The following is an 18,317-nucleotide window of genomic DNA, read 5'->3' as shown; positions in this document are numbered from 1 at the left end:
TAGTGAATGCAAACGTTTGCTTTTGTTTCTAACGTTTGCCAAAAGACGCGATGTTGGTGTGAAAAGCATCAATATCGCGTTTTTGTATGCGACTGAAAGTTGTTTTTAAATTGTTAAATATCACATTTTGAGCTGTTTTAATCTTGTTAAGGGTGTAAAACTGACTCAGGCTTGTTTACTATAGTGAACACGGTTTACTCATGTTGATTGAAGTTTACTGAAGTGAATTCTTAGAAAGTGAGTCGTATAGCTTTTATACAGAAGCCTCTTTTTATATCGCTAGTAATAAAAGCCTATATAGAAGACATCACTTTTTACTATCTACTGTTTCTAACGTTAACCCATATCGTTAGAGGCGACTCTAAATAGAGATATAAGCGGCAGATTCGATTTGGAAAGCCTGCAACGCTTCATGGAGAATAAAATGACTCAAGAACACGCTAATCAAGACCTACTAAAAACACCTCTGCATGCACTTCACGTTGAAGTCGGCGCAAAAATGGTTCCTTTTGCTGGCTACGACATGCCAGTTCAGTATCCACTAGGTGTAAAGAAAGAGCACTTACACACTCGTGACGCTGCTGGTCTTTTTGATGTTTCTCACATGGGGCAACTGCGTCTACACGGTGAAAATGCAGCCGCTGTTTTAGAATCTCTGGTTCCAGTAGATATTATCGACCTGCCTTCTGGTAAGCAGCGCTACGCCTTCTTTACTAATGAACAGGGCGGCATCATGGATGATCTTATGGTTGCTAACCTTGGCGATCACCTATTTGTTGTTGTGAACGCGGCGTGTAAAACACAAGATATCGACCACCTAACGGCTCACCTTCCTGCAGACGTAAAAATGGAAGTGATTGATGACCGCGCTCTATTAGCACTTCAAGGTCCGAAAGCGTCTGAAGTTCTGGCTCGCTTCCAACCAAGCGTTGCAGACATGCTGTTCATGGATGTTCAAAAAGTCGATATCGACGGCGTAGAGTGCATCGTAAGCCGCAGTGGTTATACCGGTGAAGATGGCTACGAAATCTCAGTACCGAACGATCACGCTGAAGCACTTGCTCGTAAACTAACATCAGAAGCAGAAGTAGAGTGGATTGGCCTTGGTGCTCGTGACTCACTTCGTCTTGAGTGTGGTCTATGTCTGTACGGTCACGATCTAGATACAACAACAACGCCGGTAGAAGCTAGCCTTTTATGGGGTATCCAAAAAGTGCGTCGTACTGACGGTGAACGTGCAGGCGGTTTCCCTGGCGCTGATATCATCCTTGAGCAAATCGCGACTAAAGACGTTCAACGCAAGCGTGTTGGTCTTGTTGGTCAGACTAAAGCACCAGTACGTGAAGGCGCTGAGCTGTTCGATGCTGAAGACAACAAGATTGGCGTTGTAACAAGTGGTACTGCGGGTCCTAACGCGGGCAAGCCTGTTTCTATGGCTTACGTTCGTACTGACCTAGCGGTTATTGGCACTAAAGTATTCGCTGAAGTTCGTGGCAAGAAGCTACCAATGACAGTAGAAAAAATGCCATTCGTACCTCAGCGTTACTATCGTGGCTAATCTCTTTTAAGAGAAACCACTAAGCTAAATGAAAGCCTATTGTTTGCTTCTCTTTATTGGGAAGCCTAACGGTAGGCTTTTTTGATTTTGGTAGCGTATGTCTTTGGTAACGTATTGCTTTTAACGTTACCCACTAACAACGGTTACTTAAAATTCGTTTATAAAATGAGATATGTGGCGATATCGTTACAAATACTTACTATAATCACGATTGTGACGTGTTATGGTGACGATTCATCATTTTTGTAAATAAGTAGTAGGGGTTACAAGGAGTTAACTATGAACGTAAACCATACAATGAGTCCGGTTCGTAAAGCCGTTTTAGGGCTTTTAGCGCCATTAATTTACACATCAAGTGTTATGGCAACGGAAAACACGGACGAAAGTACTCCTGATTTGGGTGTAACACCCTATATTGTGAATGGTAGCGACGCTTCAGTCACGGAATTTCCTTCGATGGCAAGCTTGTTCATTGATCGTATTGATTATGACGGTGTTTACTCAACAGGCCCTTACTGTGGTGCGACAATTTTAGATAACTATCATGTACTGACTGCTGCACACTGTATTTATGGTGATGAGAATGCTCAACTTTTCACGGTAGTTGTTCCTCAATTGGAAGATACTTCTCTATTCCCTAACGGTAGCATCCAGAAAGTACGAGTATCTGAGGTGTATTATCGAACGGATTATTCAAACAGTATCAATCAACTATTAAGAAATGATATTGCGATTTTAAAGTTAGAAGCTTCTCTTAACCTTCAATCCTCAGCTGAAACTGTTATCCCTCAATTTGATACATACCTTAATGCTGCGAATGATTTCGTTGCAGTTGGCCATGGTGACATCGAGACTGATGTTGATGGTACGACATTGCTACAACAAGTTGACCTGACATATGTTGATACTCTTAATTGTAAAGCTGTTTTCGGTCCGTTAGTCACTGATAAACAAATTTGTTTCAACGGTAACGGACCGAATAATGGCTTATACGGGGGTACATGCCAAGGCGATTCTGGTGGTCCGGTGTTTTGGAAAAATGGCTCTACATATGAACAGGTCGGTATAACGAGTTTTGGGCCGACTACTTGCGGTGATGACATCGGCGTAACATCTGTATTTACAGAGGTATATGATTATAAAGATTGGATTACGGATGTAACTAAAGGGGTAAATGATAGCACGGAAACTGTCCAGTTTACCGCGACAGAGGCAAAACGAGTTGCTGTTGCTGGGACAAGTGCGTCAACTGGCTCTGGTAGCAGTGGCGGAGGTATTTCATTTGGTTTGCTAGGGATGCTGATGTTGATTGCTGGTGTTAGAAAAGCAGTTAAACGTTAGATCTTCAATGTTTTGAACAAGTCGACGCTTTATTTAAAGATAGCGTCGACTTTTTATTTTTTACTTTTGCAGGTGTGCAGTTGGTTAGTTGCTTGTAGAACTAGTTACTCAGCTCGATAACCGCTTTACGGCTGTATCTTTCTAGAATCTCATCCATCTCTTTTATCGCAGCATTGATGCTTTTAATCCCACCTTGAGCCACACCTTTTTCATTTTCGTTCAATGCAGAAAAAGCTTGCTTTAATTCCTTACCTTCCAACATGTTCCCGTGCAGCAACACCTCTTTGTACGTGAGTAGCTTATGTTGTATTGCAATAATTTCTGGGCGGGGATTGTCTGATTCTAATGCGTGACTAATGCAAGGAAATGCCAATGTATAGCGATTCGCAATTTCCAATATGACGTCTTTCTTATTCGCAATATGCAATTTTTATTATTTCCCAACACTTGAATACTCAAGTTACCTAGCCTGTACGTTCACAACTGATATCAGTGTGAAGGTTTATGAAACGTAACGGTTTTATCAAGCGAATAATATGCCTTTGATGGCTTATGTAAACCATCACAAGTCAATATGGTCTGCTTCTTGCTGAATTTAGGACATAACTGTCTTTTGAGGATGAGCTTATGTCACAAGAACCCATAATATTGGCGCTGATTGAGCGTAGGAAACAAGCCAACTTGTCTCAAGAAAAGTTAGCCTCGAGTGCAGGAATGAGCTTAAAAACCTATCAAAGGATTGAACGCGGAGAGGCGGACATCAAGATGTCTCAGTATCGTTCAATCACTAGAACCTTAAAAGTGACGGATTTGGATGTGGTGCTTGATATTGTTGGCGCATCACAAGTAACAGCGGAAGATGTAGCTGCGGTCAGTCGTCTGCTGACCAGCGAAGAGCGCCTGTTGTTGATCAAGCTGATTTTGTCGGTCAAAAAGAAGCAGTAGTCTTTCTTTCAAATAAACAGCGTAATAGATCGATTCGTTAGTCAAATTGACAGATACTTCTAGGGTAATGTGTTCTCTGAGGGCATGAAGCCATCAGCTCACTCTTCCACGCAGCTGTTTGGTGGTGCTTCTTTGTTTTTTGCTTTCTAAACGTCTTTTCTGAGAGCCACGCGTCGGCTTAGTTGCTCGTCTTACTTTTTGAACCTTTGTCGCTTCCAAGATCAATTCTTTCAAGCGCACTAAAGCATCATCTCGGTTTTGTTCCTGAGTTCTATACTGTTGTGCTTTAATGATAATCACACCGTCTTTGGTGATGCGGCTATCTTTGTGTGCGAGGAGCTTTTCTTTATAGAAGTCAGGTAGGGTAGAGTGCTTGATATCAAAACGTAAATGTATCGCGCTCGATACTTTATTGACGTTCTGACCGCCGGCTCCTTGTGCTCTGATCGCTGTTAACTGGAGTTCCCAGTCTTGAATCGAAACAGAGTTAGATATTTGTAACATAAACATCCATTTTGAACGGTAATATGGCGCCATGATACTGAATATTGGTTATGGTATCAGTAACTTTATTTAAGAGTGGTAGTAGTGATGAAAATAGATTTAACGGCATATGAAGGATTAATCTTTGATATGGACGGTACGTTGATCGATACAATGCCTGCACATGTAAAGGCGTGGGAGCGAACGGCTGAAGAGTTTGGCTTTCATTTTGAAGCGTCTTGGCTGCATAGCTTAGGTGGCATGCCGAGTTATAAGATAGCCGGTGAGGTGAACAGCAAATACGGTTTATCGCTCGACCCACAAGCGGTTTCTACGTTTAAAATGGCGTCGTTTGCGGCTATCGAAGACAAAGGAGACGTTATCCCTTGTACTCACTCTCTGTTGTTAGAGCATCTGGGTAACAAGAAGATTGCAGTCGGAACGGGCAGTCAACGTAAAAGTGCCGAACAGTTACTGGATAAGACAGAGATCTTGAGTAAGCTCGATATTCTCGTGACAGCAACAGACGTTAAGAATCACAAACCAAATCCGGATACTTTCTTAGATGCGTGTTTTGGTATGGGTTTGCAGCCAAAGCAGTGTGTTGTGTTTGAAGATACGAACTTAGGTAAGCAGGCTGCTCATGCTGCGAACATGGATTGTATTCTAGTGGTAGAGGGGAACACACTAGAGTTCTATCCTGCACCAAGCTGATTGCAAGGATTGGGTTGTTAAACCGCCAAACTAATAGCCTAGCGGAACAATACTGATTTTCTGTTAGGCGATTTCGCTCATTTCGCTGTCTAGGAACAGGCACACACTGTTTCGACCTGCTGCTTTGGCTTCATAAAGTGCTAAATCGGCGCACTTGTAGCTAAGAGCAGGGTCGTTGGTCAGGTTGGTAATTCCACCACTGACCGTCACCACGTTATCGAGCTCAATACTGACTGCGATTCTCAATCTGTTAAGTACATACTCAGCTTCTTCTGTTGTGGTATGAGGCAGAATAACGCCAAACTCTTCGCCACCAATACGAGCCACAAAATCAGTTTCTCGGCACTCTCGTTGTAATACTTGAGCAACGGTTTGAATGACGCGATCTCCATAATCGTGACCAAATCTGTCGTTGATGCGTTTGAAGTGGTCTATGTCCAAAATCGCTAAACAAGACTGTTCGCGAGTAGGGTAACGATTAACACGAGAGCACTCATCTCGCAGCTCAAGATCGAATTTACGGCGGTTCCAACACCCAGCTAAGGCATCTTTTTCACTCAGGTTTCTCAGTTTGTTTTCTAGCTCTTTGTGTTTACTTATATCCACAAATGAAGCGACATAAAACTGAATCACGTCTTTCGAGTCTTTAATGGTTTGGATTCGCAATATTTCCGTGATCAAAGACCCGTCTTTACGACGATTAACCACTTCGCCTTCCCACATGCCTTTCTCTTTGATGATGCTCCACATCTTGATGTAGAACTCTTCGTTGTAGCGACCAGAGGCAAACATGGACGGTTGGCGGCCTTTTACGTCTTCTAACTCGTAGCCACTCACACGGGTGAACTCTTGGTTTACTTTGATGATTCGGTTGTTTCTGTCGGTAATCACCAAGGCAGACATGCCATTCATTGCGGCCTTAGCAAGTTGGCTCTCGATACTGTTCTTCTTGTGGTTGCTGTTCCACAATACGAAGCCAGCGGAGATCATCGAAATCAAGAAAGACAAGGTGATGATCTGAACGACGATCGCTTGTTTTTCTTGTCGGTATTGACTGCTGAACTGCTGATTTTCAATGTGAAGAACCATGTAAATAGGGCTTTCAAACTGTTTGATTTTAGGGCTGATGTCGGAATGAAAATACCAGTTCTCACCATCGAAATAGCTCGAAGATGTCTTGTCTTGAATCGCAGTCCAAAGCTCAGGGTATAACTTTGCGTAAGTCTGCTCTGAACGTGATTCAATTACATGTCCGAAAGATTCCGTAGGATCCGGCCCCATGATTATGTGTCCGGTTTTGTTGAGAATAATAGGAACAGCAGAAGATGCACCAATTTGATAGTGAAGGCGCTTATAAATCTCAAGCATGTTCAGGTTTGCGATGAAGTAACCAATAATGCGGTTGTTTTCAGCGACTGGCGTCATAATGCGTAGCGCCGGCGTTAACGGGTGGATGATTTCTCCATTTTCCATTTCAAGATCAATGCCTCTAGAGCTGACATCGCCAATCTCTAACTTCTGTAGCATCTGGTAGTAATCTCGAGAAGATTTGTTCTGCAGTTCGCTCTCGGGGACGACAGTGGCTCGACCGTCTTTGTAGTTAACGCGGAACACTTCGTTGCCGGCTAGATCGAGATAACGAAGCTGGGAATAGTATTTTTGGCCACGAGCTAACATCACCCAAAGATCTTGCAGGGTTTCTTTATGGATAATAGAAGGTTCTCGAATCGCTCGGAGTAGTGTTTGAGAGTCGGCGATTGACGGAACAGAGTTAGAGATTTGCTCAACAATAACAGCGAGTTCATGAAAGCTGTATTCGATCTGGTTCTGGCTGGACTGTTGGATATTTAGCGTGTGCTGAGCTTCAACCCTGTCAAATTCAGAGTTAATGTAGAGGGCAGGGACTAGTCCTAGGGCAAAGATGGTACATAGAAATTGGCTGACTAGTTTTTTTATACTTGTATTCATCACTGTCCTCAAAGAATCAGCGCAATACTATATATTTTATAGGGTTTTTAATGTGATCTTGACCCAGAAGTTAAGACAAGATTCGCATATAACTACGATTTAAGTGCAACTTTTTGCAGTTAAGCTTGATTGTTGAGCAATCACTTCGTTAGTAAATGATTGCTCAATATAGAACACTGCTCCGAAACCTAAGCTAAATTAATCGCGATTAATTGCCGATTATCTAACTAAGGGCAGCTAGCTTAGGCCGACGATATTTCCATTACTATCAATATCTAACGACATGAACGCCGGTTTGTCAGGCAAGCCTGGCATGGTCATTACATTGCCGCACAACGCGTAAATAAAGCCAGCACCAGCACACAATTTTAGTTCTCTAACAGGCACGTCAAATTGGGTTGGTGCACCTTTTACGTGTGCTTCTGTCGAGATCGATAGTGGTGTTTTTGCCAAACAAACTGATAGGTCGCTATAGCCATGCAGTTTGAATTCAGCCAGTTGTTTTTTAGCCAGTGGAGATAGCGAAATACTTGCCGCGCCATAACCAACTTCAGCAACTGCCATCAGCTTTTCTTCTAGGCTTTGCTCTGAGTGATACAAAGGCTTAAATTCACTCTGTTTTTGGCAAGCTTTGACTACAGCGTGAGCCAGTTGAGTCGCGCCTTCGCCACCTTGACCAAATGCTTCGCTTACTTCAACGTTAACGCTTGAGTCGAAGTCGGTGATCATCTGTTTCAAAGCATCGAGCTCTTGAGCTGAGTCTTGTGGGAATCGGTTAATCGCAACAACTGTAGGCACTTGGTATTGCTTAACGTTGTTGATGTGCCATTTTAGGTTCTCAAAGCCTGCAATTAGCGCGTCTTGGTCATAATTAAAAATTGAATCTGGTAATGGAGTGCCGGGTCTCAAATCGTATAAACCAGAGTTGGCCTTTAATCCACGTAATGTTGCAACAACCACAGCGCAATCGGGCTTTTTGTTCGACGCTTTTGCTTTTATGTTGCACGCTTTTTCAAAGCCCATATCTGAGCCGAAACCACCTTCGGTCACGACAAAGTCACTCAGTTTTAACGCTATCTTATCGGCAATAATTGAAGAGTTACCATGTGCGATGTTCGCGAAAGGCCCGGCGTGAATTAGGGTAGGAACGCCTTCAAGGGTTTGCATCAATGTTGGTTCAATAGAATCCTTCATGGTTACGGTCATTGCGCCTGCAACGTTGAAGTCATCTGCGGTCAACGGCAAGCCTTGTTTGTTGTAGGCAAGTACCACTCGTCCGATGCGCTTTCTCAAATCTTGAAGGTCATTGGCTAGAGCAAGAATGGCCATTAGCTCTGAAGCAGCTGAGATATCAAATCCATCTTCTCGCTCAAAGCCGTTAATTGTTTTGTCTGCTTCGTTCTTGCCAACCGTGATCATGCGTAGTGCGCGATCATTGTGGTCAAGTACACGTCGCCAAACGATTCTACTTGGGTCGATATTCAGTGCTTTTAAGCCTGAGCGCGTTTCAAAGGCGTCTAACCCTTCACGCTGTTCATGATACAAACGTGCATCAATGGCGGCGGAGGCGAGGTTGTGAGCGGCCGTAACAGCATGAATATCGCCCGTGAGATGCAGGTTTAATTGTTCCATAGGGGCAACTTGAGAGTAACCACCACCCGCAGCGCCACCTTTTACACCAAATACCGGACCCATTGAAGGCTGGCGAATGCAGGCCATTGCAGATTGGTTAATCTCTGCGAGGCCTTGTGCTAATCCGATAGTAGTGACGGTTTTGCCTTCACCAAGAGGTGTCGGTGTGATCGCCGTGACTACGACTAATTTACCATCTTGTTGGTTGGCGAGGCGTTCAAGTGACGTGAGAGACACTTTAGATTTGAATTGCCCTAATGGCTGATGTTCGTTGTGGTGCAGGCCAGCTTGCTTGGCAACCTCACTGATGTTTTTAAGGGGAGTAGAGCGACAAATATCAATATCAGACAGCATATTTGATCCTTATATCAGAACCGAAAGGCGGTACGTAAACGTTTGCGTGGCGATAGTACTGTATAAATTTGCCAAGTAAAGGCAAACCACACGAATTATGTGCTGGAAGATAACAGATCTAAAGAGTCATTGCGCGAGATCAAATCTTAAACGAGCAAAATATTCGATATGATTAACTTCACCTGCCGTTATATTGGTGTTGAATACAAAAAGGGCTGCATATAGCAGCCCTTCAAGGAATGGGTAATCTCACTTGGCGTTAACCTTTAAGAGGTAACTGCCTAATATGGTCGATTAACGATCCCAGTATGTTTCTTCTAAGCTATCTTCGCGTTCAGGTAATGCACGAGAAAGGCGAGGAGAGTGCTGAGTCAACACTTCGTAGCTTACACGGTTTGCGTACTTACAAATTTGAGACAGTGAAGAGTAAGTTAGACAAGTGTGCTCGTGTTTCTCTGAGTTTGGTACATTCACGTGGTGGTAGCTATTTGCTGCCATGTCGTGAAGTAGTGCTGAAAGTGCACCATCGCCAGCGCCATTGGTATTCTTAATCTCAAGTGGGCCACCTAGGTAAGGGCCAATGTGAGAGTACACTTTTACTGGGTCTTTACAGTCTTGCTTACGCATCGCACGGCTGAATTCGTATTTATTGAACTCAGGGATGTTACCCGGTAACAATGGCAGTGTGGTTTCGCGTTTCGCTGGTTCGTCAGTGTAACCTGCCATGTATAGACCAATAGGACCTGCAGTACATAGAACTAGGTCAACCCACTCAAGTGCCTTGTTAGCAGCCAATAGAGGATCTTTTTCACCCGTTAGCGCTTCACCTTCATCTTCGTTCATCGCGACGATGGTTACGTTTTCTTTCAGGTATTCTTGCCACCATTCAGCGTTGCCTTCGATCACATACTTAGTACCAAGTGTTAGTACAACAGGCACATTGTGCGCTTTCGCGTATTCAATCGCTTTTTGTACCGCTTTTGGCATCGGATCTTCAGGTTTGCCACGCATTAGGTATGACGACACAACCAATGCAGAAGCTTTCTCGAAGACTTTTTCAGGAATGCTTTCTGGAAGAAGTTGGTTCATGTGGCCTTCGTTGATTGCAAACGTACGTTCGCCATCTTCAGAAATCAGCGTGTAACAACGACCAATTGGACCATCAACAGTTTGAAGGTGGTTTAGATTCATACGAGAAGAAGTGCGGCAAAGGTAACGATAACCAAATGAGCCAACTTCAATCTTCTTAGACATTACGCCAAGCAGGACCGATTTGCTGTCCGCAAGTACGGAATAGTTGTGCAGTGTGTTGCCGATAGTATCGCCAGGATATTGATGCGTGATCAAACCGCGCTCAACTAACTCTTCATACAGCGCATCTGCTTTACTTTCTTCCAATACCAGTGAGTGACCTTTACTCAGCTCGTATTTTTCTAGGAACTCGTTGTCAACACGGGCTTCGATATCAACAATCGTTTGGCCAACACCCACAATCGTTGCGCGGTGAAGCTTAGGCGTTTGTTGAATTTGGTTGACCAACGGATCACGTGCGTGAGTTGGAAAGTAGTGCTTAGATTTACGCTGTCCAGGAAACTTCATATGAAAAATACAGTGAAAAAATTTTGCCGCATGATATCACATTTTGTTTCTGTTTCTTTCATTTTTATTACATTTTGAATCACCTGCACAATGTCTGTACAGGTGATTCAACTAACTATATGTTTGAAACTACTCGGTTGGCTGTACTAACGCCGCTGGATCAACGTAAGCCTCTGTACCCCATAGTGGAACAGTTGAAAGGCTGTGTTTGAAGCTACCTTCTGTTTCTTTGGTGGTGTAAGACAAGTAGAGCAGCGACTGATTCTCTGCATCGTAGATACGACGAACCTTCATTGTTTTAAAGAAGATACTTTTCGATTGCTTGAATACCACTTCGCCAGACTTACTCTTGTCTATTTGAGCAATCATTTCTGGTGTAATTTCACCTGTTTGACGACAAGATATAGAGCTATCACTTGGATCAGAAAGGCTAAGGTTTGCTTCGATTGATGCGATATGACAGGTAACACCCGCGATCTTATCGTCATCTAATGAAGACATCTTGATATCCTTCATTGTGAAGAAACCCAGTGAGACGTCGCCAACCTCGTTGTCCGAACAGCCAGCTAACATTGTCACGATACCTGCTGCTATTAAGGCTTTTTTCATAAGAAGTCCTTTTTATTTATATAGTTCTGTTTACTATAAGGATATTGAAAGCTTGGATACGAGTGTAGAGCTTTTCGTTAAGTTCTTAAAGGATGTTGTTGGATAATGAAAAATATGAAGCATTTAAAGTACTTGTTGGCCTTGGTCATGCTCTGTATGCTCTCTGCTTGTAGCTCGGCACCTCAGCCGACCGTATGTCTTCCAAATAACTGCGATATTTGGGGATACTAACCGTAGGTACTAAAAGAATGAATAACGAAATACCTGAAATTGCACACAAGAAAAACCAATGGCTATTTAGTCAGCTCGATATTGCTTACCCCGCAAAAGAGAGCCTCCTCGGCCGTGAACTTTATCAAAGCAAACTTCCATCCAAGACATACCAACTCCTAGCACAAGATCAAACTCCTTCCCAAATTGATGAACTGCATAAAGTCGATTTCCATAAATTGACCGTGCTATTTTCACTCAACCAAGCAAGCGTTTACCAAGATGAAATCGAAAGGGCACACATGCTTGAGTTCTTGAGCCAAATTATGCTTTCTGACGATCATGTATTATATATTGGTACTCAAAACGGTGAAGTTGTGGCGAGCGCTATCGTCACAGAAGCGGATGGTTCCCTATTGATCTCGGATGTCGTTGCTGAAAATGGTCAAAGTATCAACAACTTTGCTAAGCAGTTACACGATTTTTGGGCACAAGATCATGCTTCTCGCGATAAAGTATGGATCGAGAACTAAAGATTCTTTGACAAAGCGTTAATCTAAGTACAATACCCCGTCTTATTTAAAGGGTATTGTATGTACAAGCTATTGATATCAATCGCTGTATTATGTGTTAGCGCTTATTCTTCACTCAGTTTTGCTAACGACTGGGATATTAAACGCATCCTAGTTTTACACTCATACGAACCTTCTTATCAATGGACTGCTGACTTCCAAAAAGGGATAGACAGTGCGTTCAGCCAGTCTCAAACCGAAGTTAAACTCTCAATAGAGTATTTGGATTCAAAGCGTGTCCACAGCCCAGAGTATTACGACTCTCTCGCGAACTACTTACGTGCGAAGTATGCAGGTTATAAATTTGATGGCGTAATTGCGACGGACGATAACGCAGCCAATTTTCTTGAATCTCTGCCTAATTTGATTGATCGCTCCACACCTGTCGTTGCAGCCGGCATCAATGATTTCAGCACCGACATGTACGCGGTGTCTGACAGAGCAACTGTGCTTTACGAGAACGATCAGATAGACGTTAATATTAAGCTGATCTCCAAATTAAGACCTAATCTAAAGAATCTCTATTTTGTAAATGATTACAGTGTCACGTCTGAATTGATTCATAAAGAAATGAACAAAATGATGGCTGAATTTTCAAATATCAATCTCGTAGAAATTCGCGACTTGTCGCTGGAGCATACGAGTCAATTTTTGGAAGGGATCTCTGCGGACGATGCGGTATTGCTCAGTCATTACAACACCGAGTTAAAGCAAGGGGTTTATCACACTTACCAAGAGATTGCGGATACGTTGTCAAAAGCGAGTGCTGCTCCGGTGTTTGCTTTATGGCAGTTCTATATTTCGGGTGATGTACTCGGTGGTTACGTTAATCACTCACAAAGCATGGGTGAACAGGCCGTCGATGCGTTGGATAAATACCTTCCACTTGGTTTTACTACACCGTTAACTCCCGGAGACAACAAACGTTTTGTATTCAATTACCCTGCAATGAAGAGATACGGGATTAGTGGAAACGCGTTACCTGACGAAGCGGTTTTCATTAACGAGCCTTCATCCTTTATTCGCAAAAACTTCCAGTTGTTATTGGGGCTGTCGATGGTGATTGCGGGTTTGAGCCTGATCATCTTGATGCAATTTGTCACTCTGCGCCAAAAGAAAGAGTTGGCGAATAAGAACAAACGAATCTTAAAGCTTCAGAAACAGACCTTGAATATCCAAAAGGATATGATTCATGTTCTCGGAGAGGCAATTGAAACCCGCTCTGGCGAAACTGGTAATCATGTTAAGCGTGTAGCCAAGTTGTCTGCACTGCTTGCTAAGTATCGTGGCTTGAGCCATCGCGAGGTCGAGATGATTGAGATCATCAGCCCAATGCACGATGTGGGTAAGATTTCAGTCCCTGAATCAATCTTGGATAAACCTGGGAAATTAACCGACCAAGAGTGGGAGGTGATGAAGCTTCATACTACGGCTGGCTATAACTTACTAAAGAGCGGAGCGGGTGATATTACCAACCTCGCGGCAATCATTGCTAACGAACATCACGAGCGTTGGGATGGTGCTGGATACCCGAATGGAAAAGTGGGTGATGAAATACACCTGTTTGCTCGTATCACTGCCGTAGCCGATGTGTTTGATGCGCTGCTTAGTGCACGTTGCTACAAAGAACCGTGGCCGTTAGATATGGTGGTCGATTTGTTTGAGCGAGAGTGTGGCTACCAGTTTGATCCTCAGCTAACTAAATTGCTACTGAAACACTTATCCGAGTTTGTCGCTATCCGAGATTCGTACCCCGATACTGGAACTGTAGAATATGCGTCTTCACCTTCGCTTGAAGCTAAGGTCTTAGAAGAGTCGGTTGTTAGCTAATTGTCGCTCTATCTGAGTAGCCTATAAGCCATTTTTTTTATCGATTCACCACGATCCGGCTAGGAAGTAGTGATTTATATTTTCTCCTGAAATTGAGTAGCTTATGTAAACCTCGCAGTATTTGGTTTCGTAGAATCTGGGTTAATTTAATGAAAACTGTTGCTTATGCTGAGCGATAAAGTGATCAACTCCATATTTCGCGAAGAGAAATAAGCCTGTATCTGCAAACTGTTACCTCAATCATCTCGCGCATTGAAAGAACACTATAGGATAAAACTTGGATTCAATCTAAGTGAGATACCTATGCGGTTAGAACAGACTAAATGTGTGATTTTCGATTGTGACGGAACACTTATCGATAGTGAAAAGCTGTGCTGCCAAGCTTTGGTGAACGTTTTCACTGGCTTTGGAGCGGAGCTAAACGTCAACGACTGCTATGCGCACTTTCAAGGCGGGAAGCTAGCCGACATCTTAATGGATACACAAGAACGTCTTGGGTTATCTATCTCGATTGATACACTTGAGCCGTTATATCGCAATGAATTACAAGCACTGTTCCAGCGTCATTTAAAACCGATGGATGGCGCTATCGAACTTATTGAATTCCTCAAACAACAAGACATCGAGTTTTGTATTGCTTCCAATGCACCGAAATCTAGGGTTGAATCTTCATTGGCGATGACAGGCATGCTAGACGACTTCAAAGGCAAAGTGTTCTCAGCTTTTGATGCTAACAGCTGGAAGCCAGAGCCTGATCTAATCATGTACACGGCCATGAACATGGGCTTTCTGCCAAATGAGTGCATCTACGTGGATGATACGTTGAAAGGGATTGAGGCTGGTGTTCGCGCGGGTATCCAATCGTTTCGATTACGCCCGAGTATTGATGAAGCAATCGTAGATCCCGAAGCCGACTCAGCAGAACTCGCGGCTCAGGATATCTACAGTTTAGAAGAAATTTCAGTTTGGATTAATGGCAAGCACTGCTCAAATGGTGGTATATCGAATTCTGCAGCTTTGGTGGGGTAGAGCTTAGTTGAAGGCTGACTACCTTACTAAATTGTTTGGTGTGGAAACCGCAAGATGCACAAGTAAACTTTTCTCCACTTTCTGAAAGCAGATACTCGTCGTGTTGGCATAAAGGGCATGTAATGTCGTCGGTGTTTGGTGTTTCTGTTTTATTCATTATGTGTCACCTGCAGCAAGGGGGTAAGCGAAAAAAGACCCGTTCAATTAGATTACTCCTAAGCTCGAATATTAGACAGTTCTGACACTTCTTAATCTCTCCTTTGCGACTTGCTTCATGGTAATTGATAATGTCATCGTTATTGACCATGGTTCTTGTAATGTTATTAAACAAAAGCCAAAAAGAAAGGACCCATTACGAGTCCTCATTAGTTTGTTTTCAATTCACGCCGCTAGTTCACCAGTTGATCCTTAAGTTCGGTAGCGTGCCAATGTCTGAGATAGAGAAACCGACGCTTCTGTTAGCCTAGATACGCCATTTGAAGAATTCTGAGCCACGTCTTTAATCACATCGGATTGGCTTCGAATATCGTTAAGCTCTGCTGCAATCGTATTGGCAACGTTACTTTGCTCATCGGCTGATGTTGCGATTTGGATACTCATGTCCATTAGTGCTTGAGCTGAATCTGCAATCGAGTTTACGTCGTGACCAATGTTTGAAATCAACTGGCTACTGGTTTGCGCTTGGTCAACCGTCTGTTCGGTGATCTTCGCGATATTTTGGCTCTCTTGCTGTAAGCGTTCAATCATCGCTTGGATTTCTACAGTAGCCGACTGAGTGCGGCTTGCCAGTGTTCTTACTTCATCAGCAACAACAGCGAAACCTCGGCCTTGCTCGCCCGCACGAGCGGCTTCAATCGCGGCATTTAAAGCAAGTAAGTTAGTTTGCTCTGAAATAGCATTGATCGTCGTGATGACCTCGTTAATTTGGCTCGTATTCACATTCAAGCTAGTAACAGAAGATGAGGTTTGCTCAATCAAAGAAGAAAGGGTGGTGATTTCCGAGATTGCCTGTTGAACCTTCGCGTGGCTATCGTTGATTTGCTGCGCGTCTTGTTCTGTTTGTTCAGTTGAGCGTGCAGAGATGTTAGAGACTTCATTTGCCGAAGCTGTCATCTGATCCATTGCTGTCGCTACAGAGTCTAGAGAGGCATTTTGGCTCATGATTTGTGTTTCGCTGCGCTTCATCTCAGTTTCGAAAGAAGCCGATGTTTCGCTTAGCGTTGCTGCACTGTGGTTTACGTTGTTGACTAACTCACTAAGCGTGTCCATTGAACGGTCAAGCGCACAACCAATCGTGCCGAACTCATCACGGCCAGGGTGGAAGCCAAGGCGTGATGTTAAGTCACCATCACCAATCTTTTGAGTCGTTGAATAAAGAACCCAAAGTGCGCCGCCTAGGAAAGTCGCTACCCAGTAACAGAAAAGACCAAAAGGCACACACCACAAGAAGCTCAGTAATAAAGTGTACAGTGCTTGCTGCTTTTGATTCTGTATATCGTTAGTTGAAACGGTAAGTGAGTAGTAGTTGCCATCTTGTGCGAGTGCTGTGGCAGTCACAGAACCATTATTTGAAATAGTGGTTTGTTGAGCGCGAGTTTGCTGGCTAACAGAGCGAACAGATGCCGGGGAATCTGATGCTGATAAAATGCCTTGCAGTTGATACTCGACCTGCTGTTTTGCAGTTACGTCAATGTGTTCCATTTTGTTGACGTAGTTCAGTCCAGCTAGGCTTGCCAGAGCGGCAAAAAAGATTAAGAAAATGACCCAAAACTTGTCGTTGATCGACATCTTAATAAACAGTTTGTCTATCGTTCGAAATTGTACTTCTTTCATAAAAACTCCACGGTAAATCCTTTACCGTGGACTCTAAATAACCGACCTCAATAAAAATGTGACTTCAATCGACTAATTGTGAAAATTAATGATAGTGATATGTCATTTATGAGATCTGAATCAAGTAAATTAGTTCTGTATAGGTTTATTAGCCTAAAGAAGGCAGTAACCCTACTGAAATAAGAACTTGAATCGCAATGATAAATACGCCAACGCTACCTGCTAAAAACAACGCTTTGCTACCGCCTAACACTTGGTAACTGGCTTCTGAAGATTGTGGTTTGACAGAGAAATCAGTGTAACGAACCTTGTAGACCATCACTGTTGGTAACAGAATCGCGAGCACTGAAAGTGCAATGGCTGCGTAGCCTAAAGCCATGATGAAGCCTTGTGGGTAAAATAAGGCAAACCCCAGTGGCGGTAAGAAGGTGATAGCAGCTGTCTTAACACGTTTTGCGTTACCTAGTTTCTTGCTCAGTGAGTCGCCCATGAATTCAAATAAGCCCAAGCTCACACCAATAAAAGATGTCAGCAGTGCAAGGTCTGCAAACACACCGACGATCACGCTTAGGTTGGATTGATGAACCGTTTGCGATAGCGAGACTAATAGCGCGCCCAAGCTTGTGTCAGACAACAACTGCTCTTGGCTAATCACGCCCAAAGTAACACTTTGCCAGAAAACGTAGATAACCAGAGGCAGTGCCGAGCCAATAATCATTACCTTACGTAAAGAACGAACGTCACCATCTAGGTATCGAACAATTGATGGGATGCTGCCGTGGAAACCAAAAGAGGTAAACACAACCGGAATAGCCGCAACAATCAGGCCTTGCTGTAAAGGCATGCTCATTAAGTATTGAGAGGTAATGTTTGGCGCTAGGAAGCTGAGTACCAAAACCATCGCGATAAGCTTTAAGCCAAACAAAACGCGGTTAACTTTATCAACACTGTGTGTACCAATCGTAACAACGCCGGCAACTAATAGCGTAAATAGAAGCGTGGTGATTTGAGCATTAAGTTCGATACCCGCGATATCCGAAATTCGTTGGTTAAATTGCGCACCGCCGCCAGCTATGTATGCCGCACACAGAGCGTAGAAAAGAAACATCACCGCGAAGCTCGCAATCCACTTTCCTTTTGTCCCCAAAATGGTATGAGCTAACGTGTGTAGGGTAGCGTCAGATTCTGCGAATTGGTGAAGCTCTACCATTAATAGCGCAGTAAAAGCCATTAACGCCCATAAACCCAGCATCAAGAAAAGTGAAGTTGAAAAGCCAATACCTGCAGAAGCAAGTGGAAGAGCGAGCATGCCAGCACCAATGGTTGTGCCTGCAATGATCAAAGTACTACCAAAAACCTTTGATTTATTCATTGTATATAATTCTTTACGTTAGGATGTGTTTTCATTGTAATTCTTCTAGCTTAAGCGCATAAACCCAAAGAATATCTCGATTTTGAAGTATTCTGATTGAGTTTAATTCCAAATGCAATTCTTATTGTAATTAAAAGCATCCACTGTAAATTAATATTTACACAAAGGGGCGTGTCAGCATTCAAATGAGCAAAGCAAACGTTTGACCATGATCGGTTTCAAAATTTATAGAGTAATTTGTTGTACTTGGTGTAAGGTGGCAGTACAT

General features: G+C 43.3%; 15 protein-coding genes. 7 read left to right on the top strand and 8 right to left on the bottom strand.

Annotation, left to right across the window (positions count from 1 at the left end):
- The first annotated feature begins 424 nt into the window (after window positions 1-424).
- Window positions 425-1,558 (top strand): glycine cleavage system aminomethyltransferase GcvT, encoded by a 1,134-nt coding sequence (gcvT, locus tag ACED41_RS14440; RefSeq protein WP_136973503.1) that lies wholly within the window; start codon window positions 425-427, stop codon window positions 1,556-1,558.
- Between the two features lie 279 nt (window positions 1,559-1,837).
- Window positions 1,838-2,899, top strand: coding sequence for a trypsin-like serine protease (locus ACED41_RS14435; protein ID WP_136981868.1), 1,062 nt, complete (start codon window positions 1,838-1,840; stop codon window positions 2,897-2,899).
- A gap of 100 nt (window positions 2,900-2,999) precedes the next feature.
- Here ACED41_RS14435 and ACED41_RS14430 read toward each other — a convergent pair whose 3' ends face one another.
- Entirely contained in the window at window positions 3,000-3,326 is a 327-nt protein-coding gene (locus tag ACED41_RS14430) for a hypothetical protein (RefSeq protein ID WP_371725176.1), read from the bottom strand.
- A gap of 200 nt (window positions 3,327-3,526) precedes the next feature.
- On the opposite strand from ACED41_RS14430, the gene ACED41_RS14425 reads away from it, so the two are divergent.
- Window positions 3,527-3,844, top strand: a complete 318-nt coding sequence (locus ACED41_RS14425; protein ID WP_017059843.1) for a helix-turn-helix transcriptional regulator — start codon at window positions 3,527-3,529, stop codon at window positions 3,842-3,844.
- Window positions 3,845-3,937: 93 nt separating this feature from the next.
- Here ACED41_RS14425 and arfB read toward each other — a convergent pair whose 3' ends face one another.
- Complete coding sequence (gene arfB / locus ACED41_RS14420; protein WP_017059842.1) at window positions 3,938-4,348, bottom strand: alternative ribosome rescue aminoacyl-tRNA hydrolase ArfB; 411 nt, start codon at window positions 4,346-4,348, stop codon at window positions 3,938-3,940.
- An 87-nt stretch (window positions 4,349-4,435) separates the two neighbouring features.
- Between arfB and ACED41_RS14415 the strand changes: the two genes are divergently transcribed.
- Entirely contained in the window at window positions 4,436-5,041 is a 606-nt protein-coding gene (locus ACED41_RS14415) for a beta-phosphoglucomutase family hydrolase (RefSeq protein ID WP_102427960.1), read from the top strand.
- 63 nt (window positions 5,042-5,104) lie between these two features.
- Here ACED41_RS14415 and ACED41_RS14410 read toward each other — a convergent pair whose 3' ends face one another.
- The 4 genes from ACED41_RS14410 to ACED41_RS14395 all read right to left on the bottom strand — a co-directional run bounded on the left by ACED41_RS14410 (window position 5,105) and on the right by ACED41_RS14395 (window position 11,203).
- Window positions 5,105-7,009: a diguanylate cyclase gene (locus ACED41_RS14410; protein WP_371725175.1), complete on the bottom strand. Its 1,905-nt coding sequence runs from the start codon at window positions 7,007-7,009 to the stop codon at window positions 5,105-5,107.
- A gap of 237 nt (window positions 7,010-7,246) precedes the next feature.
- The gene (locus ACED41_RS14405; RefSeq protein ID WP_371725174.1) at window positions 7,247-8,995 is read right to left on the bottom strand and encodes a formate--tetrahydrofolate ligase; all 1,749 of its coding nucleotides are present in this window, start codon (window positions 8,993-8,995) and stop codon (window positions 7,247-7,249) included.
- 294 nt (window positions 8,996-9,289) lie between these two features.
- Window positions 9,290-10,594, bottom strand: a complete 1,305-nt coding sequence (locus tag ACED41_RS14400; protein WP_017069885.1) for an inosine/guanosine kinase — start codon at window positions 10,592-10,594, stop codon at window positions 9,290-9,292.
- 129 nt (window positions 10,595-10,723) lie between these two features.
- The gene (locus ACED41_RS14395; RefSeq protein ID WP_371725173.1) at window positions 10,724-11,203 is read right to left on the bottom strand and encodes a CreA family protein; all 480 of its coding nucleotides are present in this window, start codon (window positions 11,201-11,203) and stop codon (window positions 10,724-10,726) included.
- 248 nt (window positions 11,204-11,451) lie between these two features.
- Between ACED41_RS14395 and ACED41_RS14390 the strand changes: the two genes are divergently transcribed.
- From ACED41_RS14390 to ACED41_RS14380, 3 genes are all read left to right on the top strand, one after another.
- On the top strand, window positions 11,452-11,946 hold the full coding sequence (locus ACED41_RS14390; protein WP_371725172.1) for a hypothetical protein: 495 nt from the start codon (window positions 11,452-11,454) through the stop codon (window positions 11,944-11,946).
- A gap of 60 nt (window positions 11,947-12,006) precedes the next feature.
- The gene (locus ACED41_RS14385) at window positions 12,007-13,815 is read left to right on the top strand and encodes an HD domain-containing phosphohydrolase (protein ID WP_102333464.1); all 1,809 of its coding nucleotides are present in this window, start codon (window positions 12,007-12,009) and stop codon (window positions 13,813-13,815) included.
- A 303-nt stretch (window positions 13,816-14,118) separates the two neighbouring features.
- Window positions 14,119-14,844, top strand: coding sequence for an HAD-IA family hydrolase (locus ACED41_RS14380; RefSeq protein ID WP_017059834.1), 726 nt, complete (start codon window positions 14,119-14,121; stop codon window positions 14,842-14,844).
- A 408-nt stretch (window positions 14,845-15,252) separates the two neighbouring features.
- On the opposite strand, the gene ACED41_RS14375 is transcribed toward ACED41_RS14380, so the two are convergent.
- Together ACED41_RS14375 and ACED41_RS14370 are read right to left on the bottom strand one after the other, a co-directional pair.
- Window positions 15,253-16,677, bottom strand: a complete 1,425-nt coding sequence (locus ACED41_RS14375; protein ID WP_017064641.1) for a methyl-accepting chemotaxis protein — start codon at window positions 16,675-16,677, stop codon at window positions 15,253-15,255.
- A 148-nt stretch (window positions 16,678-16,825) separates the two neighbouring features.
- Entirely contained in the window at window positions 16,826-18,049 is a 1,224-nt protein-coding gene (locus ACED41_RS14370; protein ID WP_017059832.1) for an aromatic amino acid transport family protein, read from the bottom strand.
- Between the last annotated feature and the right edge of the window lie 268 nt (window positions 18,050-18,317).

Source organism: Vibrio sp. 1F255, from assembly GCF_041439145.1.
GTDB classification, from domain to species: domain Bacteria; phylum Pseudomonadota; class Gammaproteobacteria; order Enterobacterales; family Vibrionaceae; genus Vibrio; species Vibrio crassostreae_C.
Note: the sequence above shows the minus strand (reverse complement) of the source record. Positions and strands in the feature narration are given on the sequence as shown.

Bases quoted from the DNA above. Each gene is read 5' to 3' on its own strand.
- ACED41_RS14380 (WP_017059834.1), top strand. From the start codon at position 14,119: ATGCGGTTAGAACAGACTAAATGTGTGATTTTCGATTGTGACGGAACA.
- ACED41_RS14400 (WP_017069885.1), bottom strand. From the start codon at position 10,594: ATGAAGTTTCCTGGACAGCGTAAATCTAAGCACTACTTTCCAACTCAC.
- ACED41_RS14385 (WP_102333464.1), top strand. From the start codon at position 12,007: ATGTACAAGCTATTGATATCAATCGCTGTATTATGTGTTAGCGCTTAT.
- arfB (WP_017059842.1), bottom strand. From the start codon at position 4,348: ATGTTACAAATATCTAACTCTGTTTCGATTCAAGACTGGGAACTCCAG.
- ACED41_RS14395 (WP_371725173.1), bottom strand. From the start codon at position 11,203: ATGAAAAAAGCCTTAATAGCAGCAGGTATCGTGACAATGTTAGCTGGC.
- ACED41_RS14410 (WP_371725175.1), bottom strand. From the start codon at position 7,009: ATGAATACAAGTATAAAAAAACTAGTCAGCCAATTTCTATGTACCATC.
- ACED41_RS14370 (WP_017059832.1), bottom strand. From the start codon at position 18,049: ATGAATAAATCAAAGGTTTTTGGTAGTACTTTGATCATTGCAGGCACA.
- ACED41_RS14415 (WP_102427960.1), top strand. From the start codon at position 4,436: ATGAAAATAGATTTAACGGCATATGAAGGATTAATCTTTGATATGGAC.
- gcvT (WP_136973503.1), top strand. From the start codon at position 425: ATGACTCAAGAACACGCTAATCAAGACCTACTAAAAACACCTCTGCAT.
- ACED41_RS14425 (WP_017059843.1), top strand. From the start codon at position 3,527: ATGTCACAAGAACCCATAATATTGGCGCTGATTGAGCGTAGGAAACAA.
- ACED41_RS14375 (WP_017064641.1), bottom strand. From the start codon at position 16,677: ATGAAAGAAGTACAATTTCGAACGATAGACAAACTGTTTATTAAGATG.
- ACED41_RS14390 (WP_371725172.1), top strand. From the start codon at position 11,452: ATGAATAACGAAATACCTGAAATTGCACACAAGAAAAACCAATGGCTA.
- ACED41_RS14405 (WP_371725174.1), bottom strand. From the start codon at position 8,995: ATGCTGTCTGATATTGATATTTGTCGCTCTACTCCCCTTAAAAACATC.
- ACED41_RS14435 (WP_136981868.1), top strand. From the start codon at position 1,838: ATGAACGTAAACCATACAATGAGTCCGGTTCGTAAAGCCGTTTTAGGG.